At 36.4% G+C, this 24,896-nt stretch carries 25 protein-coding genes and 6 pseudogenes; 10 read left to right on the top strand and 21 right to left on the bottom strand.

Annotated elements, in window-relative coordinates; all coding sequences use genetic code 11:
- Positions 1 to 229: 229 nt before the first annotated feature.
- The 6 genes and pseudogenes from SAZ04_RS14595 to SAZ04_RS23510 form a co-directional block, all read right to left on the bottom strand.
- The gene (locus SAZ04_RS14595; RefSeq protein ID WP_332696367.1) at positions 230 to 1,582 is read right to left on the bottom strand and encodes a sigma-54-dependent transcriptional regulator; all 1,353 of its coding nucleotides are present in this window, start codon (positions 1,580 to 1,582) and stop codon (positions 230 to 232) included.
- A gap of 4 nt (positions 1,583 to 1,586) precedes the next feature.
- Positions 1,587 to 3,563 (bottom strand): transporter substrate-binding domain-containing protein, encoded by a 1,977-nt coding sequence (locus SAZ04_RS14590; RefSeq protein WP_332696365.1) that lies wholly within the window; start codon positions 3,561 to 3,563, stop codon positions 1,587 to 1,589.
- Positions 3,564 to 3,856: 293 nt separating this feature from the next.
- Positions 3,857 to 4,019 (bottom strand): annotated as a pseudogene (locus tag SAZ04_RS14585) (HPr(Ser) kinase/phosphatase); the annotation flags it as partial.
- 142 nt (positions 4,020 to 4,161) lie between these two features.
- Positions 4,162 to 6,300, bottom strand: coding sequence for a catalase (locus SAZ04_RS14580; RefSeq protein WP_332696362.1), 2,139 nt, complete (start codon positions 6,298 to 6,300; stop codon positions 4,162 to 4,164).
- Between the two features lie 630 nt (positions 6,301 to 6,930).
- Positions 6,931 to 7,167, bottom strand: coding sequence for a hypothetical protein (locus tag SAZ04_RS14575; protein WP_332696359.1), 237 nt, complete (start codon positions 7,165 to 7,167; stop codon positions 6,931 to 6,933).
- 19 nt (positions 7,168 to 7,186) lie between these two features.
- Positions 7,187 to 7,324: pseudogene (locus SAZ04_RS23510) on the bottom strand (DUF1507 family protein); the annotation flags it as partial.
- A gap of 357 nt (positions 7,325 to 7,681) precedes the next feature.
- On the opposite strand from SAZ04_RS23510, the gene SAZ04_RS14570 reads away from it, so the two are divergent.
- Positions 7,682 to 8,299, top strand: coding sequence for an IMEF encapsulin system ferritin-like cargo protein (locus tag SAZ04_RS14570; RefSeq protein ID WP_332696357.1), 618 nt, complete (start codon positions 7,682 to 7,684; stop codon positions 8,297 to 8,299).
- The gene (locus SAZ04_RS14565; RefSeq protein ID WP_332696356.1) at positions 8,299 to 9,147 is read left to right on the top strand and encodes a family 1 encapsulin nanocompartment shell protein; all 849 of its coding nucleotides are present in this window, start codon (positions 8,299 to 8,301) and stop codon (positions 9,145 to 9,147) included. Before SAZ04_RS14570 ends, SAZ04_RS14565 begins: the two co-directional genes overlap by 1 nt.
- 43 nt (positions 9,148 to 9,190) lie before the next feature.
- On the opposite strand, the gene SAZ04_RS14560 is transcribed toward SAZ04_RS14565, so the two are convergent.
- The 5 genes and pseudogenes from SAZ04_RS14560 to SAZ04_RS14545 form a co-directional block, all read right to left on the bottom strand.
- Complete coding sequence (locus tag SAZ04_RS14560) at positions 9,191 to 9,658, bottom strand: hypothetical protein (protein ID WP_332696354.1); 468 nt, start codon at positions 9,656 to 9,658, stop codon at positions 9,191 to 9,193.
- Positions 9,659 to 9,854: 196 nt separating this feature from the next.
- Complete coding sequence (locus SAZ04_RS14555) at positions 9,855 to 10,241, bottom strand: 2Fe-2S iron-sulfur cluster-binding protein (RefSeq protein WP_332696352.1); 387 nt, start codon at positions 10,239 to 10,241, stop codon at positions 9,855 to 9,857.
- Between the two features lie 211 nt (positions 10,242 to 10,452).
- Entirely contained in the window at positions 10,453 to 10,839 is a 387-nt protein-coding gene (locus SAZ04_RS14550) for a YkvA family protein (protein ID WP_332696350.1), read from the bottom strand.
- Positions 10,840 to 10,868: 29 nt separating this feature from the next.
- On the bottom strand, positions 10,869 to 11,120 hold the full coding sequence (locus SAZ04_RS23505; protein WP_431309013.1) for a (2Fe-2S)-binding protein: 252 nt from the start codon (positions 11,118 to 11,120) through the stop codon (positions 10,869 to 10,871).
- 93 nt (positions 11,121 to 11,213) lie between these two features.
- Positions 11,214 to 11,504, bottom strand: a pseudogene (locus SAZ04_RS14545) (flavodoxin domain-containing protein); the annotation flags it as partial.
- A 202-nt stretch (positions 11,505 to 11,706) separates the two neighbouring features.
- Here SAZ04_RS14545 and SAZ04_RS14540 point away from each other — a divergent pair.
- Positions 11,707 to 11,928 (top strand): hypothetical protein, encoded by a 222-nt coding sequence (locus tag SAZ04_RS14540; protein ID WP_332696347.1) that lies wholly within the window; start codon positions 11,707 to 11,709, stop codon positions 11,926 to 11,928.
- 197 nt (positions 11,929 to 12,125) lie between these two features.
- On the opposite strand, the gene SAZ04_RS14535 is transcribed toward SAZ04_RS14540, so the two are convergent.
- Positions 12,126 to 12,248, bottom strand: a complete 123-nt coding sequence (locus tag SAZ04_RS14535; RefSeq protein ID WP_273848203.1) for a hypothetical protein — start codon at positions 12,246 to 12,248, stop codon at positions 12,126 to 12,128.
- Positions 12,249 to 12,506: 258 nt separating this feature from the next.
- Between SAZ04_RS14535 and SAZ04_RS14530 the strand changes: the two genes are divergently transcribed.
- Both SAZ04_RS14530 and SAZ04_RS14525 read left to right on the top strand, forming a co-directional pair.
- Positions 12,507 to 12,644, top strand: coding sequence for a YolD-like family protein (locus SAZ04_RS14530; protein ID WP_332696341.1), 138 nt, complete (start codon positions 12,507 to 12,509; stop codon positions 12,642 to 12,644).
- Between the two features lie 12 nt (positions 12,645 to 12,656).
- Entirely contained in the window at positions 12,657 to 12,824 is a 168-nt protein-coding gene (locus SAZ04_RS14525; protein ID WP_332696479.1) for a YolD-like family protein, read from the top strand.
- A gap of 12 nt (positions 12,825 to 12,836) precedes the next feature.
- Here SAZ04_RS14525 and SAZ04_RS14520 read toward each other — a convergent pair.
- The 4 genes and pseudogenes from SAZ04_RS14520 to SAZ04_RS14505 form a co-directional block, all read right to left on the bottom strand.
- Positions 12,837 to 12,953, bottom strand: a pseudogene (locus SAZ04_RS14520) (GNAT family N-acetyltransferase); the annotation flags it as partial.
- 191 nt (positions 12,954 to 13,144) lie between these two features.
- Positions 13,145 to 15,580 (bottom strand): MSCRAMM family protein, encoded by a 2,436-nt coding sequence (locus SAZ04_RS14515; protein ID WP_332696339.1) that lies wholly within the window; start codon positions 15,578 to 15,580, stop codon positions 13,145 to 13,147.
- A 398-nt stretch (positions 15,581 to 15,978) separates the two neighbouring features.
- Positions 15,979 to 16,275, bottom strand: coding sequence for an antibiotic biosynthesis monooxygenase family protein (locus SAZ04_RS14510; RefSeq protein WP_332696336.1), 297 nt, complete (start codon positions 16,273 to 16,275; stop codon positions 15,979 to 15,981).
- A complete protein-coding gene (locus SAZ04_RS14505; RefSeq protein WP_332696334.1) occupies positions 16,244 to 16,522 on the bottom strand; it encodes a hypothetical protein in 279 nt (92 codons plus the stop codon). Before SAZ04_RS14505 ends, SAZ04_RS14510 begins: the two co-directional genes overlap by 32 nt.
- Here SAZ04_RS14505 and SAZ04_RS14500 point away from each other — a divergent pair.
- Both SAZ04_RS14500 and SAZ04_RS14495 read left to right on the top strand, forming a co-directional pair.
- Positions 16,504 to 16,644: pseudogene (locus tag SAZ04_RS14500) on the top strand (glyoxalase); the annotation flags it as partial. The gene SAZ04_RS14505 and the pseudogene SAZ04_RS14500 overlap by 19 nt on opposite strands.
- A 141-nt stretch (positions 16,645 to 16,785) precedes the next feature.
- Positions 16,786 to 19,317: a DUF2339 domain-containing protein gene (locus SAZ04_RS14495; protein WP_332696331.1), complete on the top strand. Its 2,532-nt coding sequence runs from the start codon at positions 16,786 to 16,788 to the stop codon at positions 19,315 to 19,317.
- A gap of 35 nt (positions 19,318 to 19,352) precedes the next feature.
- On the opposite strand, the gene SAZ04_RS14490 is transcribed toward SAZ04_RS14495, so the two are convergent.
- From SAZ04_RS14490 to SAZ04_RS14470, 5 genes are all read right to left on the bottom strand, one after another.
- Complete coding sequence (locus SAZ04_RS14490; protein ID WP_332696328.1) at positions 19,353 to 19,640, bottom strand: hypothetical protein; 288 nt, start codon at positions 19,638 to 19,640, stop codon at positions 19,353 to 19,355.
- Between the two features lie 225 nt (positions 19,641 to 19,865).
- Complete coding sequence (locus SAZ04_RS14485; RefSeq protein ID WP_332696325.1) at positions 19,866 to 20,561, bottom strand: TetR/AcrR family transcriptional regulator; 696 nt, start codon at positions 20,559 to 20,561, stop codon at positions 19,866 to 19,868.
- 8 nt (positions 20,562 to 20,569) lie between these two features.
- The gene (locus SAZ04_RS14480) at positions 20,570 to 21,718 is read right to left on the bottom strand and encodes an ABC transporter permease (protein WP_332696322.1); all 1,149 of its coding nucleotides are present in this window, start codon (positions 21,716 to 21,718) and stop codon (positions 20,570 to 20,572) included.
- Positions 21,711 to 22,478 carry an ABC transporter ATP-binding protein gene (locus SAZ04_RS14475; protein ID WP_332696320.1) on the bottom strand — a complete coding sequence of 256 codons (768 nt, stop codon included), beginning with the start codon at positions 22,476 to 22,478 and terminating at the stop codon, positions 21,711 to 21,713. The genes SAZ04_RS14480 and SAZ04_RS14475 overlap by 8 nt, the downstream gene beginning before the upstream one ends.
- A 17-nt stretch (positions 22,479 to 22,495) precedes the next feature.
- A complete protein-coding gene (locus SAZ04_RS14470) occupies positions 22,496 to 23,239 on the bottom strand; it encodes an HlyD family secretion protein (RefSeq protein WP_332696317.1) in 744 nt (247 codons plus the stop codon).
- A 246-nt stretch (positions 23,240 to 23,485) separates the two neighbouring features.
- Between SAZ04_RS14470 and SAZ04_RS14465 the strand changes: the two genes are divergently transcribed.
- The 3 genes and pseudogenes from SAZ04_RS14465 to SAZ04_RS14460 all read left to right on the top strand — a co-directional run bounded on the left by SAZ04_RS14465 (position 23,486) and on the right by SAZ04_RS14460 (position 24,356).
- Entirely contained in the window at positions 23,486 to 23,944 is a 459-nt protein-coding gene (locus tag SAZ04_RS14465) for a hypothetical protein (RefSeq protein ID WP_332696315.1), read from the top strand.
- A pseudogene (locus SAZ04_RS23500) lies at positions 23,898 to 24,020 on the top strand (transposase); the annotation flags it as partial. The gene SAZ04_RS14465 and the pseudogene SAZ04_RS23500, both read left to right, overlap by 47 nt.
- Positions 24,021 to 24,119: 99 nt before the next feature.
- Entirely contained in the window at positions 24,120 to 24,356 is a 237-nt protein-coding gene (locus SAZ04_RS14460; protein WP_332696312.1) for a hypothetical protein, read from the top strand.
- Positions 24,357 to 24,896: the final 540 nt, after the last annotated feature.

Below are 24,896 nucleotides of genomic sequence, written 5' to 3'. Positions count from 1 at the left end.
ACCTTTTTATCTTTCCACCTTCTTTAATGCAAATCCCGTGCCAACTTTCAAACTGCAGAAATGTATACGTTTTCAAGTTAACGCATACATTTCTGCCGGATAAAAAGCGGCAAAAATTGCCGTACTGCAATTTTTGCCGCTTTTTTATCATTATCCGACAGAAGACTCCCTCTTCAAACGCGGGAAGGGCTTTAGCCCAGCGGTAAGGGGGAGATGAATGGCGGGTAGTTCAATGCTCATATTGCTTCAACTTATCACGTAATCCTCTCTCGCTTATCCCTAGCATGGAAGCTGTATTTTTTCGATGACCTTTATTTGATTCAAGCGTTGCTAAGATGAACTGTTTCTCCATTTCTTTTAAAGGAAGCCCTACAAAATCAAGAATCGTTTCTCCTTCTATTCGCTCAACTGATTGGATTGATCTTACTTGCTGTGGTAAATCTAACATTTCTATGTATTCATCGTCTGCAAGAACCATAGAAGATTCAATAATATTGGATAGTTCTCGAATGTTACCAGGATAATCATAGTTCAATAACATTCGGTTTGCTTCTTTCGTCAATCCTTTTACCTCTTTACCCATCTCCGAGTTAAATTGTTTAATAAAGGATTGAATTAAATATGGGATATCTTCTTTTCTTTCTCTTAAAGGTGGCAATGGTACCTTTATAACATCCAAGCGGAAATATAAATCTTCGCGAAATTCTCCGTTTTTTACCGCTTCTTCAAGGTTTTTATTGGTTGCCGCAATGACACGCACATCTAGGTTAACTTCTTTATTAGAACCAAGCTTAGTGACAACTTTCTCTTGTAATATTCGTAGGAGTTTTGCTTGTAACGAAAGTGACATATCTCCGATTTCATCTAGAAAAATCGTTCCTCCATTCGCTAGCTGGAACTTTCCCTCTTTACTAGAGACAGCTCCAGTGAAAGCCCCTTTATCATAACCAAATAACTCACTTTCAAGAAGTTGATCAGGGATGGCAGCACAATTCACGACTTCAAAATGTGACTTTTTGCGCTTCCCAGAGAAGTGAAGCGCTCTAGCAACCAATTCCTTACCAGTCCCACTCTCTCCAACAACTAACACATTAGAATCTACTTCTTTTACTTTTCGAATCAGATTAAAAACAGAAGCCATTGTTGCACTTTTCCCAATAATTCCTTCAAAGCTATATTTTTTCTTTAATTCTTGACTTAAATAATTGACTTGTTCATTTAAATGCTGGTAATGAAGTGCTTGTTGAGTAATGGAATAGAGCTCTTCAATATTAATCGGCTTTGTTAAATAAGAATAAGCGCCTTCTTGAATCGCTTTGACAGAAGTTGAAATGGTTCCATAAGCTGTAATCATAATAACAACAGTCTTAGGACTAACCTCTTTGATTTTTCTTAATACATCTAGACCATCTACTTGTCCAATTTTTAAATCTAGCAAACATAAATCATAACTCTCTTCTTCAATCGATTTTAGCCCTTCATTTGGTTTTGTCGTTGTCACTACATCATATTGGTCTTCTAAAGCAAACTCCAAAGAAGAACAAATTGAAGCTTCGTCATCGATCACTATAATCCGTTTCATAAACTCACCCTTTATCCTTTTTTGAAAATGTTAACGAAATGGTCGTACCTTTCCCTTTCCTACTATCCATCTCTAACTTCCCTTTATTTTCATGGACATATTGGTTCGCTATCGCTAAGCCTAGACCGGTTCCTTTTTCTTTTGTTGTGTAAAAAGGTTCGAACGCTTGGAGTTGCTCGGCTTCAGTCATGCCAATACCTTTATCTGACACTTTCATGACAATGCTTTCTTCCTTTGAATACGCTGTTAAGTTTAAAAAACCATCTTCTGTTTCATCTCTAGTGCTCATGGCATCCAAGCTATTAATAATTAAATTGATAATAACTTGTTTCAACTGATTGGAATCGGCTTCAATCCAGAGATCTTCTTCTGTTTCACACACCAAAAAGATTCCTTTATTAAGAGCCGTACGTTCAAATAAAATCGTACATTCTTTCATTATTGATGAGACATCAATCAATTCTTTATTTAACTGTTTAGGCTTTACATAATCAATTAATCCTTCAATCAACTGATTGATTCGTTCAATTTCCTGAGGTACATAGGTGGAAATTTCTTTTTGAAACCGTTCGTTATTATATTTGCGCGGGATCAGCTCAGCAAATGTCTTGATTGATGTTAGTGGGTTACGAATCTCGTGTGCAATCCCAGCAACAACTCTACTAAGAGCCTGGTTCTTTTCTTGTTCAAAGATTCGAAGACGTAACTTTCTTTCTTCTGTAATATCTTCAAATGTAACAATCAGTCCATTTAAACGCTTTTCAAAATCATATAAAGGATAAACATAGTAACGTAAATAGTAAGTACGTTGTTCATCTCGCTCCCATACAGTTTCTTCACCTAAGAATACTTTTTTTGTTTGAAACACTTTAGTAAAACGATCCTCTAACAGTTTTTGCAACAACAGAACTTGTTCATAATGAAGACCGACAATTTGACCTATTTCTCCTGATATTTCAACAGCTTTCGTATTAAAAGACGTGATGATTCCTTCTTGATTAACCGTTGCAATTCCACGCGGACTACTATTTAGTATTTGCTTCTGGAATTCATCACTATTTTTTGTTTGTTCAATTTTCTCTTGAAGTTTGACATTCATCTGGTTTAAGACAGTTGTTTTCTTTGCGACTTCTTTTTGTAACTTCCTATTCCAACGTATCCCTATAAAAAAAAGGATCATAACGAAAAAGAGCAACGATCCAATGATTTGAATAACCATCCATAAGCGGTCCGCTAATTCATTTTCACTTTCAAACCACTTCACATATAAGGCACTATATGTGCCATCACTTTTTATATCATGAATGGCACGGTTTAGTTGACTAAGTAGTGAATAATTCTCTTTTTGAACAGCCATAGTATATTCGATAGGGAGCAGATAATTGCCGACAATTTTATAATCATCCTGCCTACCTGTTTGCTCTAAAATATATTGGGCTGTTATCACATTCCCAACAAATGCATTTGCACGACCATTAAATAGTAACTCTAATGCAGTCACCTGATTACTTGCGACATGATACTTGATCCTACGAATGTTACGTAAAAACTCGTATTCAAGTGTATCGCTTTGGAGCGCAGTCACCGCGTTCGTTAATTGAGCTAAACCTTCAATTTCTTCGTTCTCTTCATGAACGAGTAGTCCAATCGATGTTCCTAGTATAGAATCGGAAAATTCCATCACTTCAGCATGCTTTTCATTAAAGTAGGCACTTAACAAAATATCTATTTGTTTATTTTGAAGTTTTTCAATAGCCTCTTTTTGTGGTACTGAAATATACTTAATCTCCGTTCCCATTCGTAACGCTAGTTCATTCATTATATCTACAGCAAAACCAACAGGCTCTTGATCCTGACTAAAATGTACAGGAGGAAAATTGGGATCATAACCAACTACAAGGATCGATTGTTCTTCAGCTTGTACCTTTGTTCCTATAAGAGCCAGAAACAACCATATCGCAAAAACTAGAATCTTTTTCATCTGTATCCCCTTACAAAGCTGTACTCTATTAATCTATCGTAGATGAAAATAGATTAAAAGCCAAGCTAGAATCTTTCTCAGGGACAGGTCCCTCGTCCCACACATCTATTAGCTGAAACCAGACTTCCGCATCGGACCTGCGCTGGAAGGCTGCTAGAGAATTTTTGATACATGAAAAAGGTTCCTGCCCTCTAGCACATTTTGTACTGAGGAACAGGAGCCTATATGTTTTAAAAATCCAGGTACAGACCCATGATGCGGTTAATCTAGTTCATATAACCGACCACTTGCTTTTATTTTTCATTTCTTGTATTCGACAAATCCGCCTCAATCCTGCTCATAAACTCCTCTGCAGTACTGTATCCTTGCTGCCTCAAATAAAAGTTGTTAGCCGCAGCTTCAATTAGTCCTGCTACGTCACGGCTGAAGTTGAAGTTCAATGGAAGGAACCTTAACATAAAACGATAAAGAGTCTTTTAATTATACTTACAACAAGGTGGCAGGCTGTCCTACGTCTTGGTTATGCCCAAAATGATTAAAGGACATAAATACTTTTTTGAGAGGTTTCCTTGTTTAACGCACTACTTAGCTCTGCTGGTCAACCGGTCAATTTTCCATCTTGATCCTCTCGCAACCAATGACGGTGCTGAGAAATAGCGTGGATAAATTCTTCGGTGAAGGCACTTAAGTCGGTAGCGTTGCGGATTGTAACGATCCCCATATCGGTGAACACCTGTGCTTGAGTCTCTGGTCTTGCTATAATGACGTTCTTGACCTCCGCGAAAGTCAAGAAATCGATCCCTTCATTTGTTGCCCCGATCGCTTTCGCGTGTACAAAGGCTTCACTAACAAAGTCCTTTGCTTCTTTGTACATCATTAAATTGGCTAATGATTGCTCGCCTCCTGCAACATAGAGGGCATCGTACATAATCGCTCCGCTAGTGGCGTAACTCTTATTAACCTCTAATTGTTGTCCGTCGGCACTTGTGATCATCCCCAAGTTCTTACTAATGATGTCAGCGTGTATCCCAGCACCTTTTAAGGCTGTGATGACTTCCATTACCTCATTAGCATTAAAGCCGTTATCAGCTAAGATCGCTACCTTCCTGGTTAGTGCGCCCTTGAATGTATTCTCTTGACTGACTGCCGGTGAAGAAGCCGTAACCCCAGTCCCACCAGGAGTTTCCGGTGGATTTACGCCAATACCTATCGCAATCTGTTTCGCTAATTCTCCGTCAACGTTATTAAACATCTCCACTACACGCTGCTTGATCGCTATATCCTTTACATTCCCAACCTCGAAGTGGAATGCTTTGATGATGTGTTTCTTTTCAGCGTTTGACATACTATTCCAAAAGAGAGTCGCTTGTTGATAATGATCGTTGAAGCTATCGCTACGTTTACGAATTTTTTGACCTTCGACTTTCTCGTTATAGTGAACGTATCCATTCTCTTTATCCGAGGCAGGCTCTGGTGAATTTCCCCGGAGCGAGTTCCGCGAATAGCTCACAGATCCACGGTCGATCGTCATCCGATGAAACCCGTCTCGTTGATTATTATTTACAGGTGCTATCGGCTTATTAATCGGAATTTCATGAAAGTTCGGTCCGCTTAAGCGCAGAAGTTGAGTGTCAGTATAGGAAAAAAGTCGTCCTTGCAGGAGTGGATCGTTACTAAAATCAATCCCTGGAACGACGTGACCAGCGTGAAAAGCGGCCTGCTCCGTCTCAGTAAAGAAGTTATCCTGATTGCGGTTCAACGTCATCTTCCCAATTATTTTGACGGGGATAACTTCCTCCGGCCAAAACTTAGTTGGATCAAGAATGTCGAAATCAAACGTAAACTCATCTTTTTCCTCAATCATTTGTACACCAAATTCAAATTCTGGATACTCGCCCATGTTGATCGCTTCCCACAGGTCTTTTCGATGGAAGTCTGGATCCTTACCCGCAAGCTTCTGAGCCTCATCCCATGTAAGGGAATGAACACCGAGCAAAGGCTTCCAATGAAACTTGACGAACCTGGCCTTCCCTTGATCGTTGACAAATCTAAATGTGTTAACACCAAAACCTTCCATCATACGAAAGCTGCGTGGGATCGCTCTGTCGGAGAGTAGCCACATCATCATATGAGCCGTCTCGGTGTTGTTCACCACAAAATCCCATAAGGTATCGTGTGCTGCAGAAGCTTGTGGGATTTCATTGTGTGGTTCCGGCTTGAGTGCATGAACAATGTCTGGAAATTTGATTGCATCCTGTATGAAAAAGATAGGAATGTTGTTAGCAACTAAATCGTAATTGCCGTCCTCGGTGTAGAACTTGGTCGCAAAACCACGTACATCTCGAACTGTATCGGCTGATCCTCGTGAACCGACAACAGTGGAAAAGCGGACAAAGACTGGAGTCTTGACTGATGGGTCTTGTAGGAAGTTAGCCTTCGTAAACTCAGCCATTGGTTCATAGACTTGAAAGTAGCCATGTGCACCAAATCCACGTGCATGCACCACACGCTCTGGAATACGCTCGTGATCAAAGTGCGTCATCTTCTCACGGAAATGGAAGTCCTCCATTAGGGTAGGGCCTCGTTCACCCGCTTTAAGCGAGTTATCCGTATCAGAGACGCGTACCCCTTGATTAGTCGTAAGCTTCGTATTTGTATGATCAACACGAAAGGACTCCAGCTGTTGATCCTTTTCATTCTCCAAATTTACTGCCTCATTTTGCCGTTCTTTGTCCATTTTTATACCTCTCTCTGCGATTGATTTCGGCTTAGATCTTGTACACTAGAATTTAAGACCTGGGATTTAGGACCTAGTATTGGAATTTATTATCTAATATACATTCGAAAACCATGGGAAATTTTACCGTAGGAATAGTATGTCTTTCTTGTATCGTTTTATACGAAGCGTTAGCTCATAAGTTCATAGAAATAATCAGCCCAAGTCTTCTCTAGGTTCGTTTTTTCTTATATATACTTCAAAATAAAAATAAGGAGTTATCAGGCTAAGCTATCACGGAACGTTAGAGTCAACTAAAAAATTAAAAACTTTTTCATTCTCAAACATAGTATCCTTCTTTATACAGATAGGTAAGGGTTTGAAGTTATCGCTCCCTTTTCCCCCTGTTCACACCTTACGTGAAACTTTCGAATCATACGGCGTTCCAACTAAACCAATTCATTCAATTCTATGTATTTAATGAAGCATTTTATAAATCCAAATCAAATTGATTCATTTTGGCATAGTCCGCGAAGTTCATTGACCTTTTCTTTCTGCTTCCATAACCATAATCATCATCTCTGATTACGGTTTGGTGGATGTTACCTTCCCTTCAAAGGGTCCGCTCATTAAAACTATTTCTTCTGCAGACTATTGACCGTCTTGGTTATGGACATCAGCGACCCAAATATCGTTATCGTTCATTGCTCCTTTAAAAACTATCAAAACCAAATCATCATTAACCTCATAAGAACCATAAACGTGTATTTCTCTTTCTTTGCCACCTTCTTCTATCGTCTTCAACGCACCTTCAGGTGAATTAATTGCTTCTAAATTGGCCCGATTGTTGAAAAAAGTAGCAGTCTCGAGGACGTTAGATTTTATCACACAGACACAAAGGGAAGCATTAAGGAAATTGCTCTTGTGTTTGTCGTGTTTCTTCTATTTCATCTACTAAATTCAAACGAATTACTAATTCGATAATTTTCGATAACCGATAAATTTGTGTATCAATGATTTCTTCATATAGTGGAGATTTTAAAACAGTAACATTTTGTTTTTATCCCATAAGTAAGCACTCTATCTTGTTTGCTTCATCTTTTAGTAATTCTAATGTTCGAGCTTTCATACACCCATTGGATTCCCCCATTATATTACCTCCCCTTCAAATTACCTTATAGTTACAGGATATTAATCCTCTTCAATTATTTTTCAAAGAATTTTCTTTGAAGTTTAATTGCTAAGATTTTTTATCAGGAATTGCTTAAAGATTAAAGGTAAATGTTTTTCAAAACCTTATTAACATAAAAACTTTCTGAAAATATACACAATAATAAGGTTTATTCTTTGTATAAATTGGAAAAACAAAATGATATACTCAACTTACAAAGGAGGTAAAGATATGTCCGAACAGTTTTTAAATTTAAAGGAGATGTTCCTAAGAACAAAAGAGGCTATACATAACTTCATGGATATATTGACACCGCGAATTGAAAATGCAAAAGATGATCATGAACGGCTTTATTATCATCATATTTATGAAGAAGAAGAACAACGATTAGACCGGCTTAGTGCATTGATCCCCAAAATTGAGTTTTTTTTAGATAATGATGTACCAAAAACACCTGATAATACCGATTTTATTCGGTTACTACAAGATATTAGTCTAGAAAAGTTTGGTTTGCATAATTTTCTTGAACATCTTGATTTAGCACTATTTTCATTTAAGGATACTGAGCATGCCGAACGTTTACATCAGATGAGAAATACAACGGATACGGATTATCAAGCAATTAAAGGTATTTTAAATTGGTTAAATCAACAATTCGATGGCGCAGCAAACGCGGCAGGCTCTACACCGACAGATGAAAAAGAAGGCGTCAATAATAACTTAAAAATTGAAAAATATACGACCACACAGGCCCAGGACCATTCTTATCATCACAACCTACAAGAAGAGAATAAAGCAATAAAAAGATTAACAGTTGGAAGTTTGAAAGAGAAGAAGGAGGTTATGTAATGAATAAAGTACAGAGATACCATGAAGCACCTTTAAATGAAAAGGAATGGGAAGTATTAGATGAAATTGTTATTGAAAATGCTCGCCGTAATTTAATAGGAAGGCGTTTTATTGACATTTACGGACCACTTGGACAAGGAGTACAATCTGTCATAAACGATATTTTTGATGAAACAGAGCGTGGAAGCTTAAGTTATCACGGTGAAGAGTTAGATATTTCTTCCTCAACTCAACGTATTCATCTTACTATTCCACTCTTATACAAAGACTTTGGTTTGTATTGGCGAGACATAGAACAAGCAAAAGCATTAGAGATTCCCATTGATTTTTCACCGGCAGCCAACGCTGTTACACAATGCTCCTTACTTGAAGATGACCTTATCTTTAATGGCTCTAAGCAATTTAATGTTCCAGGTCTTTCAAATGTAAAAGGACATTTATCCCACATTCGATCAGATTGGATGAAATCCGGTAATGCATTTAATGATATTGTAGAAGCACGAAGTAAGTTGCTCAAAATGGGTCATAGTGGACCATATGCTTTAGTTTTATCTCCTGAACTATATGCACTCCTACATCGTGTTCATCAAGGTACCAATGTTCTTGAAATTGAACATGTACGTGAATTAGTCACTGACGGTGTTTTTCAATCTCCTGTTCTTAAAGGCCAATCAGGAGTTCTTGTCGCAACAGGTAGACATAACCTTGACCTTGTCATTGCAGAAGATATCGAAACAGCCTATATGGACAGTGAGAATATGAACCATCTTTTTAGAATATACGAGTGTATCGTACCACGTATTAAACGTCCTAGTGCTATCTGTACATTAGAAGATCCTAATAGCTAATACAACAAAGGAGGGTAATCAATTACCCTCCTTTGTTAAATATTTATGCAATTTTTATTACGTTATCCTTGAAAAGAAGTTCATTACTAAGTTCTTTATCATTCTCTAAAGGTTTAATACCAATATCTTCTATAATAAGTTTTGCTTCTTCGAGGAATGGCTTTGTAAACGCACCTTGGTCGGCCTTATAAAGCCGTTTTAAGTACATTAATTTTTCATGAATTTTTATTGATTTATAATGCTCATTTTTAATCATTGAAACTTTTTTGTGAACTGGCGATATGATCGTACTAATATCATTTACATGAACGATCATCCGAACACCTTTATCCGTAATAAATCCTATTGAGTAAAAAACAGATCCAGAATAGTCTACATTTGTAAAAACAGGAGAATTAAATTCCTCTCCACTTCGCAGTTTAATAGTTTCAGCTTCTATTACTCCACCAATTTTCCGCTCATTCGAGAGAACCGTATAAAAATCATGAAAACCATTGATTGAATAGCTCATATTCCCATCCTCCCACCAGTGATAATAATACTCATTATTATTGATATTGGTTCTCATTTTAAAGTAAAAACGGAGAGACGTCAATGGATAAATCGCTAGTTGCACAAATATTTGTTATCCAATGTAACAATCATGAGCTTCTAAGATCATTATTATTAATCCAATTACTGAATTATGAGTAACATTCCACTACTCATTACTTACAACCGACTACAGCCTGACAAGAAAGCCGATAATCAAGGTCAACATGGTTTTTTAATTTTTTTTGTTCCTGTTTTGTTACCTCTCCTAAACACGGAGCCCCTGATAAAACTTTAACTGTACATTTTCCACAACTACCTTTTTTACATTTATAAGATAATAATTGATTTTGCTCTAACGCTAAGTCAAGAAGTGAAGTTTTTCTCTGACTTGGAATGATCGTATACAAGTTATTATTTTGCATAACTTCTATTTTCTTTGTTGCTTGTTTTCGTGGTTTAGCTTCTTGTTGGTATCGTATAGTTTCCTCAACTAATTTATGATCAGGTAACTTTTTAGGTTGTGTTTTTAACGAACCAACAGTCAATTTACGTGATTTCATATTTCTTCACCTCTTTAATTAATAACTCCCTTTCCAAAGTATTGCCAAAAACAAAAAAATATTAGAGCATTGCATACATGTTTCTTATTCAAAATTGTTCTAACAAGGGATAGCGTCAAGAAAAAACGGATTTACAACGTTAAGAGTTTAACCCATAAAAGTCCTGACTTATCTATAAAGTAGAGAGGTGAATTTGTGATTTTTTTCAAAATCACCCGTTTAATAAATTGTAAATCGTAATCATTGCCCAAACCAATAATAGACACCAAACTACTATGATTAATGAACCTATAATCCAGTTCTTAGGCTTACCTTTCTTCAATAACTCTTCTGCTTTTTCTGTACAATCATTAATGACCACATCAGGTAACATCTTTAGTGCAAACATTACCCCCAAAGGAACAATAATTACATCATCCAAATAGCCAAGTATGGGTATAAAATCAGGTATTAAATCAATTGGACTAAACGCATATGCAACAACACATGCAGTAAATACCTTTGCATACCAAGGCACTCTTTCATCTTTGTAAGATAAATAGAGTATATAAATTTGTTTTTTAAAATTTCTTGCCCACCCTTTTAATTTTTCCAACATTGTAATTCTCCCTATTATTTTTTTGATTACTATACCAACTTTGTGAGCTTACTTTTAATGGGACAATTACCACAATAATCGATTCCTTCTACATCTTTTTCTATTTTATAGTACATACAGCACGTTTGCCGACATGGATTCAATTTAAGTTCTTCTCCTATTTTCAAATAATGTTTTATCGGATTTTCTGTTAAATTAAATAGGGATCCACTCGCATTTTTCAGGAAATGAAAGTCACTGTTTAATCGTTCAATTAGTGGACGACACGACGAGAATAGCATATCTTTATTTCAGACATGCTATTCTCCTTCTTTCTATACTTCGGTGAAAATGATAATTATTATCATTGTTTACAACAATAAATTTTACACTGATTATCTATTAAAATCAATGTTTAATAAGATAATTGATTTTTTTAAGAATGCAACAAATTTCTTCCCAAACGCGCGGCCAGCTTCTCCCTCTTCCTCATCCGGTGTTAATTCAACTTTTAATCCATGAAGATCCACCTCAGCCCCTCGTTCTCTCAGTTTTTCTATTAAAATATCTACTGCTGCTCCGTATAGTGGATAGGATGAATCACAGGAACCAAAAACGGCAGCTTTCTTTCCAGTTAAATTAACGCTATCCATCCCATCATAAAAATCCAAAAAATCATTAGGTAATTAACGAGCGCTGAAAAAACATGTAGTAAGCGAGAATCATTTGTTTCGTTTTGGTATACGGTTATTAACTATGTAGTTCCGTAGTATTACAACCACCTTTTTGTATCCCATCGTAGTAACATTTTCGAAAAATAAGCTGACTAGGATGAGCTGTCTTCGAATAGATTTATAAATGATAAAATCTAAATCGGAGGTGAACGCTATGGAGAAAGTAAAACTTCTTAAAGATGTAGCGATTGCTTTAGATCATGTAATAAAAAAGCGAGGGAGAGGGTGGTGTCAGAATCTACCCGTTGTTTCGAATACTGCGAAGAATAACCATGATTTGAAGATACTAGTCTATTTCATTAAAAGTAATGAAAAGGGATATGAAACCTTGCAAAAAGCTACTTACGTTGGATATGAAGCTGACCGAACCACCTGAAGAAACCAACCAGACATTATACTAAAAGAGGGTGTTCAAAAGGGTGGTTTTTCCCTTTTTGAACACTCTTTAAAATTCATTTTGCAGAATTTTTTTGTCATAAAACGTAATCGTCGAATAATCCCCACCTAAAGATGGGAATTATTCGACGATTATACGGAAGAGTTAATTCAATGGACTGGAATGGTTAAGAAGAGCTACTTGAGGTTTTGAGAAGACTTAACAAAATTTGAGTAAAGTACACGGTATTCAGCATCAGTTAATTTGCGTTTAAGCTTTGATTCAAAAAGTTTAACAATTTCTGCAAAAGTTGGTTTCATGGAAAAACACTCCTTCTCTTTTTGTAGTAGCTAAAATTTGACAAAATACAATAAGATATAGTGTATTATTTCACATGAATGGTTATTACTTTTTTTGAAAATTATTATATTACATTGTTCATCACGAACTCTATAGAATAAATCAATTAACCATGTAAGGAAGCTCTCACTCCAAATGTGAAGGCTTTTCTTTCCTATCGATAACAGAATAAACATTCGCATATAATAAGAGCATAAATTACTAATCGAGGTGTTCTTATGTTGCAAAATAAAGTATCCAACGGTTCAAACATGAGATGGGAAGGCTCACGTATTATGCTGCCTGAGCATGCTGAACAGTTAAAACGATTAAAGTTTGAACAACAGAAAGTTGTTAAGCATCAGTTAGAAGAATAAGAGTTACAAGAAATTGGTATTGTAGTTATGGATTCGTTAAAACATGAGCTAGACGTTATTGTTACTTACTGGAAAGATGGTTTTTATCATGAGCTTATAGACATAGTTGATAAAGTCGATATGCAAACTAAGCGAATTAAACTGAGAACTAATGATGATATTGAGTATGTAGATATGTAAGAGATAAAGTGAATATAATTCTCCATCAAAGTTTTCCTCATCAATGCTTGTACCTGATGCAAAACCTATAATTTCCCCTTCATCATTAATTGCAACATAAATAAAAGGTTCTTTTTCGTTATTTAAAAAATTAACCCATCTTTCTTCTGCCTCTTCGTATGAATATCTTTATTGTCATTCAACACAAATTGGTATATTTTTCAAACACAAGAAGCGTTCCTGCTACTTTTGCAGGAACGTACTCCGCGACTTAAACCATAAAGGATTGGAGTTCAACAGCTAAGCCGTTGAACTCCAATTCTTTTAAATAATCAATTTTATTAAGGGTTTATAGTCCCCTCCTGTAACTCGAGATCAAGAGTATGAACTTTCTCACCATTAACGATAGCATTTCCTTCTTGAATGCTAAATGGCAGATTAAAAGATACCGTTTCTCTAAAAGTATCAACATAAAGCAACTCGTAATCGCCATCAGCTAAGCGTAATTTATACGTTCCGTCATAATTAATCCAACTATCTTGCCAGTCAATCCAATCGCCCTGGTCATTAACCTTTACGACAGCCACATAACCTCCTCTTATCGTTTTCCCATTATTGTAGACTTTCCCTGACAAAGTCACCGGATTCACTTGAATATCTAGAAGGTCTTCCGGTTCTCCATCTATTAGTAACTGCCCAGATTGAATCGTAAATTGCTTTTCAGAAACAAACGACGTTCCATCATACAGATAAACATAACTCACTTGATAATCTCCATCTGGTAAGCGGAAGGAAAACATTCCTTCCTCATTCGTCCATCCCCAGAAATATAAATACTCTCCCTCTGGGTCCGTCGTAATCGAATGGATTGATACATCTCCTTGGACTGGAACTCCATTGTCCGTAAGAGTCCCTACTAAAGTAACTGGAGATACCTCTATTTCCAATACCTCTGTTAATTCGTCATTTACGTACAATTGACCATTACGAATCTCAAAAGGTAGATTTACATAAGTGTTAGAGCCTTCGCCTACATAAACATCTCTAACCATGTAATGCCCGTCGGACAATCGCATCGTAAACGTTCCATCAGCGTTAACCCATTTCCAATAATAGAAATCTTCGTCTAATGAAATAACACTTACTTCACCACTATCGAGACGGTTGTCGCCTTCTTTTAAAATACCGTTTAATGTCACAGGCGGAATTTGGAGCTCGAGGATATCCTGTTTTTGCCCATCAACGTAAAGCTGACGATCTATTATTTCAAACCTTTGCGAAAGCGGAATTCCTTCATAATCCTCAAAGAGGTGCATCCAAGTAACTTTATATTCACCGTCAGGTAAGCGCAGAGAATAGATTCCATTTTGATCAGTGGTAGCATAATACCACTCATAGCTGTCCTCTGACATTTTCTCAATATTCACATGACCTTGAAGGCTCTTTTCTCCATCTACGATTTTTCCCAAAAACGTAACAGGAGGTAATTCAATGTTCAAAGAGCTTATAACCTTACCATCTTGTTTGAGCTGCCCGTTTCGTATCTCAAATGAAATGTCTACTCTCGTATAACGATGATACTCATCAATAAACGAAATTTGGTAGTCACCGTCATTTAATCTATAAGCAAAGTTCCCCTTTTGATCAACAGATGCACCGAAATAATCCTTTGTATAACCATCTTCATCAAGCTGCTCAATTTCTACATATCCATAGTTCAGTGGTTTCTTTCCATCATAGACCGTACCCATTAAGCTAATGGCAGGAATCTCTAAATCTAATACTGAGATTTCATTTCCATCAACGGAAATGTTACCATCAACGATTGTAAACCTTTGATAATCCCAAGCATAGTACGTTTGGTCAAATACGCTTAGTGAATACTCACCATCAGGCAGTTCTCTTAATTGAAATTCACCTTTGTTATTTGCCGTAACAGTCTGAATAAACTCAAAGTAATAATCATCTTCATCAATAACTTCTTCTAAGAAAACTTCAGCGCCTGGCACAGCTTTTGAGCTATCGCGAACGAGCCCTTTATAGCGATTCTCAGGAAGTGTGATCGTCAAAGAGCTCTCTTTGTCACCATTTACGTAAAGATCTTTTCCATCTACAGAAAAAGAAAGGTCGTAACGGTAATAGCCCCCATCTACTAATACGCCCCACATATAGTAATTTCCATCAGGAAGGGACTCCGAAAATTGTCCATTATTTTTACTAGAAACGATAAAAACCTCGTCTTCATATTCTACATCTGTGTATCTAGCAATCAGCAGATCACCTTTTAGTCCTTTGGATCCTTCCGTTAATATTCCTTGAACATTATGTTGAGCTTTTCCTTTAGGCTCTTTCATCTTACTCTTTTGAGAAAGATTGATTTCATTCTCTTTTGCCCCGTTAACCTTGCCATCTTTTACAGAAAAAGATGCGTTCGCACTATACCAAGTATCAGCCTCATTTATAGCCTTAATCGTATACGTTCCATCTGGTAACTTTGTTTTTACCTTACCAGTTGAGTCTGTCAAAACTTGATACGATTTTGTCGATTTACCCTTTTCTTGGATGAAAAGAGATGAATTTCTTAACTCATGACCCTCTGATTTCACTTTTGCTTCAACACGTTGACTCTTAACCTCTTTTTCTTTTTCGGTTTTCATTGCTTGGTATTGATCCTGATTTCTGTTTTCGTTTGTTTCAGCGAAAGCATTTACTGATAAACTTGCTAATAAAGCAATAATCAATACTAAAAATAATGATTTTCTTAATACTCCAACCATCCTATTTCCTCCCAAATATATAAAATAAGTAAAAAGCTATTACCAGAACTCCTCTCCACGGAAGACCGCATTAATACTAGCGATAAGTTAATTCTACAAGATTACATTTTTTTCCTTCTGGTTTTTCGTTTGTGAAAATATATTTTTTTGTAGGTCTTTTAGTACTTAGCAATAAGAAAATAGTTGAACTCAATATCTGTGTTACAACAGAAAAAAGTCAATGCGCTTTGCATTGACTAGCTGACTTTATTTATGCTGATGTTACATTTATATGCACAATTGAATGTAATTAAGGACTAAGTTACTTTCAATATAGAAAAGGCGATTACCACTGTTTAGCAATCGCGCTCGATTGCGGAAGATGCTCAACTTACACCAACCGTTTGTAAAGAAAACTTTTACGAAAGATCAACTTTTTGAAAGTGTTCAACTGTCGGGAATGGGTCATAAAAATGATGGAGTTGATTTTTCCATTCTTGATATTCGTGTGATTGTCTAAATCCAACTGTATGATCTTCTAAAGTTTCCCACCTTACTAATAACAAATATTTCCCCTCAGCTTCCATACAACGCTGTAGTTCGTGGGATATATAGCCCTTTATTGATGAAATAATTTTAGATACCTTACGAAAATCTTCTTCATATTCCTGTTCCATACCTTTTTTAACTTGAAGCATGACAGCTTCTAATATCATCAAAGCTCCCCCTCTGTGTCCAATTATAGAAAGATAATTTCACTCTATATCTTCTTTTTATGATTAACAATTCCTTCAAAAAGACGCCCTTTTCTGGAATAAGCTTATAATTTTGATAAGCTGGTTTAATAGTGGTATTTAAAAATCCCTTAATTTCATTGTTAATTTCTATTAAATGTTCTTCAGAAGGAAAATGTCCCATATCAATTGTTTTGACTGCTATTAAATGGGAAACAACGCATGCCAATTCGTGAATACTCCCCTGGCAAGAAACCGTATCGAATGGTTTATTGCGAAGATATCTTTGGCAACTTAGTCGAGATCTACTCCCATTCCTATGAGCTCACGTATTCAGAAGGAGCTTATTAGCTATCAAAAGTGGTTTTCTACAGCATATGTGTTGTAGGAGATTTTTTGATTGAGAGTAGAAATTTCAAAAGTTTATTCTTTCTTTATTTTTCTGCAGTATAATGGTAATTATTAGTTAATCATCCATTTGGGGGATAAAGTATGAATCAATTTAAAGAAAAGCTTGAGCAGATGAAAGATGCCCAAGTTCAATTGGCAAAGGATTACGAGAAGATTGTAAAAGAATATGAGTCAAATGATTTGATTCAAGAGAATACTCAACTTCGTAAAGACTATGAAGTCTATAAAAAGGAAGTTAATGTTTTAAAGAAAAAACAACAAGATATTGTAGCAGAGAATCAAAAATTACGTTTAGCTCTACAAGAACAAATGATCGATGAAAGATTAGCTCTTTTAAACATGTCGAAGAAGAAGGTAGAGGTCTATTTTGGGCAATCCATTACTCCACAACATAATCGCTTGAAAGGATTAGAGGTAGAAAGCGAACAAAAAATTAACTCATTAAAGGAAAGAGCGACCAAAAACATACAAAAAGAAAAGCAAGAAACATTAACCAAGCTAGGACAAATGTCGTTGGAGTTGAATGCAAAGATTAAAGCTGAACGAGAACGTTTAGCACAAGAACAAAGAAGTTTATTAAAAGGAATATCGGATGAATATGAGAAGCTAGAGAAGGAGGAACTGACAGAGGAAGTTATTCAAAAAAGGGTAAAACAAAACCAAATTGAGATGAAGATTGGATTGAACTGGATTAATAAGTTAGGGATCCTTCTCATCATCTTTGGGGTTGCAGCAGCATTCAGGCACTCATATTCGAACTGGTTTACAGACGAAGTTAAAGGGGCCATATTTTTTGTTTTAGGGGTACTAATGCTTGTTGGTGGAGAGTGGCTACAACGTAAAAATAAGCAGACATTTGCTTTGGGAGTAATAGGTGGAGGGATCTCTGTTTTATATGGTTCGATCTTCTTTAGTTACTTTTTACTTCAGATTATCGGCCTGACGATTGCACTCCTTTTATCGGTTCTAGTTACAATATGTGCTGTTATTTTGTCACTACGTTATCATTCTAAAACGATTATTACCTTTGGGCTAATCGGAGGGTACATTCCTTTTTATTCATATTTATTTGCATTCGGACTTGAAGGAAGTGCTATTTATGCGGCGATGGTGTACTTACTTATATTAAATTCCTCAATATTATGGATATCCCTACAAAAGCAATGGAATATTGTTCACTACATTAGCTTTGTGTTATCCATTCCGTCGTTGTTCATTCTGTTATTCACTTCACCGAATGCTGGAGTGAGTATGGTCTATACGACATTGACGTTTGTATTGTTTTTGGGATTAACAATTGGATATGCGTTTAAATATAAAGTGGCGCTAAAGTGGCTTGATGTGACGTTACTAGCTCTTAATACCTTTTTTAGCTGCTTACTTATGTATTACCTCTTTAATAGACTCGAGTGGGAAGATTTTAGAGGGGGATTAGCTGTAGCATTCTGTTTACTCTACTTTGGTTTAGGTCGTTTTGTTGAACAAAAAATGCCTGCCGAAAAACAAACAAGAGTATTGTTTTTCGGGACTTCACTTACATTTCTTGTCCTAATCATTCCGTTCCAGTTCGGAGTAGAGTGGTTAACGTGCGGATGGCTTGTTCAAGGTGTCGTTCTTATGATTTATGCAAACAAAGCAAAACTGACATTACTTGAGAAATCTGGATGGGGCATTTTTATTTTAACCCTGGTTACGTTCTCTTTTGAATGGTTACTAACTATGTCAGAAATGACAATGTCTCCGTATTTCCACTTTAAATACATGGCAGTCATTGTTGGTTTACTCACTACCACCATTTATTATGCTATCGAGCAAAGAAAAGAGGGGAGTAGCTATTTATTTGGATGGATAAAGGATCTTCCTCTCTATCTAAAATACTTTACCTTGGTAAATGTATGGATCTATATCATCTATGAAAGTCAATATAGGTATGATCAATGGGTTCCAAGTACCTTCACGAATTATTCTTTTTACAAACTTTTGATGGTTGCCTTCGTAACAGTGGGGTTAGCATATGTACTGAAGAAAATTCCGTTGTTGTACGATCGAATAGTAAGTTATTATTGTTTAACTTTATATGCGATGGGGAGTCTTCTTGGTCTGTTCTTAACGATTACGATGCCTACATTGGAGTCAACAATAGCTCAGAATACCTTCATTAACTATCTGGCTTTAGTATTACTAATCGGATTTAATGTGCTTATTTTCTTTAGTGGTCGAGATCTGTTGCTTGCTTATATTAGGCAACAATACAAAGACATTGAACTATTTCCAACCATACTTGGGGTGTATATATTAGGAGTACTAGCAGCATTCTTAACAGTTCAGTTCCGACTTGCTGATGTTGGATTTGTTTTTAGTTCAGTATTTCTAGTTGTGGCAGTTTGTTACATCTTATATGGCTTCAAGAAGCAATATGTATATATAAGACGCATAGGACTTGGATTAACATTATTGTCAACTGGTAAACTCTTTCTTTACGATCTAGCATTTCTCACGGAAACGAGCAAAATTTTAGCGTATTTCTGTTTTGGTGTGGTGTTATTAGGTATCTCCTATATGTATCAAAAAGTATCTAGTAGAGAACAGCAGGATATAGAGAAAAACTTGTAAGTTTAACTACACTGTTATCAAAGGTGGTGGAACGCTTAGACATCCAAATTTCCCTGAAACCACTTAGCTACACGATCTTTTTCGAAACCGTATTTTCTGAGAATCTCCATCCCGTTTTTGCTTGTTTGTTGGGGAACGATGTATTTGTAATCACTATTCTGGATATTGCTCTCTTGTTCCAAGTCATTTAAAAATCTCTTTAAATAACGCACCGCTGTTTTGAAGACCTTTTTCCCTTCCATCTGAAAGATATTGTCTTCTAAAGTACGTTTAATTTTTTCAGATTTGATATAGTCATGGAAAGCCATAGGAATTGGTGACACGGTGCTGTTATTCGGTACATCAGCAGGATTATCTTTCTTACTAAATTAGGAGGTCCAGGGATATAGGGCATCCTTTAACTCAATTGAGAATAGATGTCCTTGACTCCTACCCTATATGCTTCTTTGAGCAATGGATGTTTCCAGGAAATACTCTAGCACTCTTTTCTACGATCTTCGCTCGGTAAAAATGGATGATGAAAAAAGAGTAGGATGGATAAGCCCACTCTACTCTTTTAATGGTGATTTCTTTATCCCGTTTAATAATAGATCAACCATGGTCTCAATCACTTCATCCTGCTCGTTACTGAAGGTGTCGATTTGGAATACATGGTGACTTAAAACATATCCGAACATCGTATAGAATAATAAATCCACAACCGCTTGCTCGTTAACGTCTCTAAATTCTCCGTTCTCCTTCTTGTTATGAACAAAATCATACGCTTCTTTCTTAGCCGGAATAGTGATGTTTTTAACAATCGAGTGTAAGATCTCTTCTCGATTCAATGCCTCTCGTATCAATACCTGCACAACTTTTTGGTTCTTTTCGATAAACTCTAATCGATCCTTGAATACACCTGTCAGTACCTCTTCGCTATCAATTTCAGGATCGTTGAAATGTTTCTTTACATCTTTTAGGATAACGGGAGATGTAATTTTGATAAACAAGGGAGATAAAATTTGATACAAGAGATTATGTTTTGATTTGAAGTTGCGAAAGAGAGTAACCTCCGCCACTCCCGCTTCTTTAGCAATGTCAGAGGTTGAACTATTTTCATACCCTCTTTGAGAAAATAGATTGATAGCAGCCTCTAAAATCTTTTGTTGGCTCTTATTCACTTTTTTCTCTCTTTCTAACTCTTCTGTTAAATTATCGATTGTTTGTTGCAAGGAACGTTCTTCTTCCTTTGATGCTTGTTTCATGAACTCACCTACTCTAAGTTCTTTTTAAATCGAAGGATGGTTGCTACGCATAGGAGAACGGTAAAACCTACGAGCATAAGTGTTTGACTCCATAATTCTTGCAACCCAATCCCTTTTAAGAAGATCCCTCTTAGTATTTCTAAATAGTACGTTAATGGAATAAACCCGCCTAGCATTTGGATAATAAGTGGCATCGGTTCCCTTGGGAAAACGAAACCCGACAAAATAACACTCGGTAAGATGATCGCAAAAGCCATGTGCATAGCCTGTAATTGGTTTTTAGCAAGTGTGGAGACCAAAATACCCATAGCAAGCGTTGTGACCATAAAGAGCATACTGAGCACAATCAGTAACGGCATACTTCCTTTAACCGGAACTCCGAACCAGGTAAGTGCGGTAACCAATACTAATAAGAAAGAAAATAATCCAATTCCTACATATGGTGTAAGCTTCCCTAAAATCAATTCGCCTGGTTTGATCGGGGTCACAATTAACTGCTCCATTGTCCCTCTTTCTTTTTCGCGAACCAAAGAAAAAGCAGTTAGTAATAAAATAACCTCCTGAAGGATCAATCCAATCAATGCTGGAATATTAAAATTCATTACTTCCATCGTAGGATTATATAATACACGAGAGTCTGCTTTTAGAGGTTGTGCCCCCCCTCCTGCACCAAGTTGATTCAATTGTTCAGCTTGGATTTGAACGGACATATTTTGTACGATTAACTTAGAATTGGACAAAGCTGTCTTCGAAATGGTTGGATCAGAACCATCAATCAGAATTTGAACAGCACCTGTGTCTCTTAACAGATCATTCGAATAGGTTCTAGGGATAATTAATGCCATACTCACTTCCCCACGGTCAAGCATCCGTTCCACTTCGCGATAGGACTGTGCATTAGCACTATGTAAAAAGTAATTGCTGTTTTCAAAACTTTGAACCAAACTTCTACTTTCCGCTGTTTGATTTTGATCCCACACAACCATTTCTATATTATCAACTTCCGAACTTACCGCATAGCCTAACAGGAATAAAAGCATGACCGGTAGGACAATCGCAATAGCTAAACTACCTGGGTCTTTTTTAATCTGAATAATTTCTTTTTTTACGATTGATGCGTAACGGGTAAATGTAAAAGGGGTTCTTTCTTTAGACATAAGTAAGCCCCCCACCTTTAAGAGGATTGTTCTCTTGTTCCTCTACCAATTGAATAAATAAATCGTCCAAATTACGAACACCATGTTTCTTGACCAATTCTGCTGGCTTCCCTTTAATCAAGATATTCCCGAAAAAGATGAATCCGATCTCGTCGCACAACTCTGCCTCATCCATATAGTGAGTGGTAACAAGAATGGTTACTCCATCTTTAGCGAGCTGTTTGATAATGTCCCAAAAGATTCTTCTTGAAACAGGATCGACCCCTGCAGTTGGTTCATCCAGAATCAATAATTCCGGTCTGTGTAACAAGGCGCAACTTAAAGCAAGCCTTTGTTTCCAACCACCGGATAAAGAAGAAGCTCGTTGATTCTCCCTTCCTACTAAACCTGATAATTCAATCAACTCTTGTTGTCTTTGTCTACTTTCCTTCCTTTTTAACCCGTAGATACCAGAGTAAAAGTCTAGGTTTTCTTTTATAGTTAACTCTTCGTACAAACTAAATTTTTGGGACATGTATCCAATTCGTTGTTTGATGCTTTCCGGCTCTCTTTTCACATCATAACCTAATACCTCCCCTACCCCGTCGGTCGGTTCTAATACACCACACAACATTCTAATCATTGTCGATTTACCAGAACCATTTGGTCCTAAAAATCCATAAATATGCCCTTTAGGGACTTCCAAATTTACATTGTTCACGACAAGCAATTTTCCGAATTGCTTGGTTAGTCCCTCTGTTTTAATAGATAGCTGACTCAACCTCTTCACCTTCTCTCTTATAGATCGATTTCTACAGACATTCCTGGTTTTAGTTCTGTTACATCTGACACATCGATCGCAACAGCAAAAACACGCTTCGCTCTTTCGTCTTTTGTCTGTATGTTTTGAGGAGTGAATTCAGCCTCTGTAGAAATTCGCTTGATAGTTCCTTCAAACGAATCATTTTTATATGCATCTGTTCGGATGACCACTTGATCCTCTAACTCTAACAAACTCATATCTGATTCACTTACATAGATAATCACCTCTTTTACCCCAAGATCAACAATAGATAGAAGTGTTTGATTTCGATTTGTTACTTCACCTTCTGTAATATGTATGTCTTGAACCAACCCTTCAATTGGACCTTTTAAAACGAAGTTCTCTTTTTGTAATTCTAATAATCTTAATTGGTTTTCTGCTTGTTTAATAGCTCCTTCAGCTTGTTCAATTAGATAATCTTTATCTAAATCTTCTGCCTCTTCTTTCTTTGCCTTCGCGATATCAATGCCTATTTTCGCATTTTCAATTTCTATATCAAGCTGTTCTGTATTCAATGTAACCAATTCGTCGTCGCTAGTGATCAAGTCACCTTCTTGAACGTAAATTTCTACTACTTTACCTGCATATTCACTTTGTATTTGAACTTTTTTCCCTTCTACAAAGCCAGAATATCCCACTTCCTCCTCTGCTGCAGAACAAGCGAGTAAAGACATAGTAGTACCGACCACCATCAAATTGAAAGCTATTTTCTTTTTCATTCGTTTCTTCCTCTCCTCTACCTTCGCAAGTAAAATGTAAGTGTTCACTTTCATTCACTATGCTAACTTGTTAGAGCTGCATTTTATATAGTTAAATAGTTCCTTTTTAGGGAGTAGTGCCATTTGAAAATGGTTGTAGAATTAGCTAGAAATCTCTTTCATTGGATTTTTGCCTCGCTAAAAAGTAGCTTGGATGATTATTTGCGTGAATTGCAAGGAAAAGACTGATATTGTGAAGGAAAAGAAGTGACGACTTATTACCAAAATATGGTATTTCAAGATTTGGGATACTTCTGTTTAGATGAATTCGAAGAAATGGAGCGACGAGGAGCTTTTTACGTTTCACGCTTAAAATTGAATATCCGAGTATATGAAAATAATGAGGAAATGGAATCGTTCAAAGATGGCAAGGTAAAAAAACAATCGTTGTATAAAGAAATTGATTTGGAAGACGTGATGAATCGCCTCCAGCCCAGGGAAATGGCGGTACTCTCCGAAGTGTATCTCGGACGCTACAAAAAATTTCGCACACGACTTCTCATTTATAAACTGACGGAGGAACAGACTCAAAAGCGGCTTCTGATCCGTGCGAAACAGGAGAAAAAGAAAAATATAACCTATAAGAGCGCACAAAGCGTTAAAGTGCCATCAATATCTACTGACCAATACGCCAGAAACCTACTTAAAAAACGAAAATATCCATGACCTGTATTCCTTACGCTGGCAAATCGAGATTTTATTTAAAACATGGAAATCCATTTTCCATATTGATCAGTGTAAGCCGATCAAAACTGAACGCTTTGAATGTCAAGTATACGGGCAGTTGATCGCCATTTTGCTTAGTTCTTCTCTCAAGTTTCACATGTGTAGGCTTTTGCTGATGAAGAAAAAGAAAGAAGCCAGTGAATTCAAAGTAATCTGTATCTTAAAAGAATATTTTCTTTCTCTACAAGATGCCATGAAAAAACAAGCGGATGATGTCCAGCGAGTGCTTCTCCAATTTTTTCGGATGATTGAAAAGAATGGATGCAAGTCACATCGGTATGAGAAGAAAACCGTATTTGACATTTTGGGTGTAGTCTATGAGTGTAGACAGAAATCTCGACCTGCTGCTTAGAAATTTGAAATTTAAAAAATAAAGCAGCCAAGGCTTATTTAAGTCTGTATACAATCAAGTTTTAAGCTAATTGATTTGGATCAAATGACCACCTATAATATCTGTTCCTTTTTCTTTGTTTCTTAGTTTGATGGCCATGGGGTACAGCCAACATTTTAACCGCATAAAATATACGCTAAGCCAATTTTTAATACTTAAGAATAATTAACTTCTTCATCATATTCTTTTTTATTTTCTTCCATCACTGTATGAAAATAATCCTCAAACGTTTGTTCATTTGAACATGCAACTAAAAATGCCACATAAATTAATAATAAAAAAAGTATCTTTTTATCCCCCTTAAACACCTTTCATCTTTTTTATACTTTAACATAAATATCCAATTTTCTTATTAAGTTTTATTCCACAAAATGGCCCAACATACGAAAAAGACGCGTTCTTAAATAAACGCGCCCGATCGTAATATAAGGTTAGCCAGATTTTTCTGGTTGACCTTTTTCTATATGGTCTTATGATAACGGTAGTCGGGGTAGAACGTCG

The organism is Halalkalibacter lacteus (assembly GCF_036663595.1).
Taxonomy (GTDB): Bacteria; Bacillota; Bacilli; order Bacillales; family Bacillaceae_D; genus Halalkalibacter; species Halalkalibacter lacteus.
This window is presented reverse-complemented; position numbering and strand designations above follow the sequence as displayed.

Bases quoted from the DNA above. Each gene is read 5' to 3' on its own strand.
- SAZ04_RS14595 (WP_332696367.1), bottom strand. From the start codon at position 1,582: ATGAAACGGATTATAGTGATCGATGACGAAGCTTCAATTTGTTCTTCT.
- SAZ04_RS14590 (WP_332696365.1), bottom strand. From the start codon at position 3,563: ATGAAAAAGATTCTAGTTTTTGCGATATGGTTGTTTCTGGCTCTTATA.
- SAZ04_RS14580 (WP_332696362.1), bottom strand. From the start codon at position 6,300: ATGGACAAAGAACGGCAAAATGAGGCAGTAAATTTGGAGAATGAAAAG.
- SAZ04_RS14570 (WP_332696357.1), top strand. From the start codon at position 7,682: ATGTCCGAACAGTTTTTAAATTTAAAGGAGATGTTCCTAAGAACAAAA.
- SAZ04_RS14565 (WP_332696356.1), top strand. From the start codon at position 8,299: ATGAATAAAGTACAGAGATACCATGAAGCACCTTTAAATGAAAAGGAA.
- SAZ04_RS14560 (WP_332696354.1), bottom strand. From the start codon at position 9,658: ATGAGCTATTCAATCAATGGTTTTCATGATTTTTATACGGTTCTCTCG.
- SAZ04_RS14555 (WP_332696352.1), bottom strand. From the start codon at position 10,241: ATGAAATCACGTAAATTGACTGTTGGTTCGTTAAAAACACAACCTAAA.
- SAZ04_RS14550 (WP_332696350.1), bottom strand. From the start codon at position 10,839: ATGTTGGAAAAATTAAAAGGGTGGGCAAGAAATTTTAAAAAACAAATT.
- SAZ04_RS23505 (WP_431309013.1), bottom strand. From the start codon at position 11,120: ATGCTATTCTCGTCGTGTCGTCCACTAATTGAACGATTAAACAGTGAC.
- SAZ04_RS14540 (WP_332696347.1), top strand. From the start codon at position 11,707: ATGGAGAAAGTAAAACTTCTTAAAGATGTAGCGATTGCTTTAGATCAT.
- SAZ04_RS14535 (WP_273848203.1), bottom strand. From the start codon at position 12,248: ATGAAACCAACTTTTGCAGAAATTGTTAAACTTTTTGAATCAAAGCTT.
- SAZ04_RS14530 (WP_332696341.1), top strand. From the start codon at position 12,507: ATGTTGCAAAATAAAGTATCCAACGGTTCAAACATGAGATGGGAAGGC.
- SAZ04_RS14515 (WP_332696339.1), bottom strand. From the start codon at position 15,580: ATGGTTGGAGTATTAAGAAAATCATTATTTTTAGTATTGATTATTGCT.
- SAZ04_RS14510 (WP_332696336.1), bottom strand. From the start codon at position 16,275: ATGATATTAGAAGCTGTCATGCTTCAAGTTAAAAAAGGTATGGAACAG.
- SAZ04_RS14495 (WP_332696331.1), top strand. From the start codon at position 16,786: ATGAATCAATTTAAAGAAAAGCTTGAGCAGATGAAAGATGCCCAAGTT.
- SAZ04_RS14485 (WP_332696325.1), bottom strand. From the start codon at position 20,561: ATGAAACAAGCATCAAAGGAAGAAGAACGTTCCTTGCAACAAACAATC.
- SAZ04_RS14480 (WP_332696322.1), bottom strand. From the start codon at position 21,718: ATGTCTAAAGAAAGAACCCCTTTTACATTTACCCGTTACGCATCAATC.
- SAZ04_RS14470 (WP_332696317.1), bottom strand. From the start codon at position 23,239: ATGAAAAAGAAAATAGCTTTCAATTTGATGGTGGTCGGTACTACTATG.
- SAZ04_RS14460 (WP_332696312.1), top strand. From the start codon at position 24,120: ATGAAGAAAAAGAAAGAAGCCAGTGAATTCAAAGTAATCTGTATCTTA.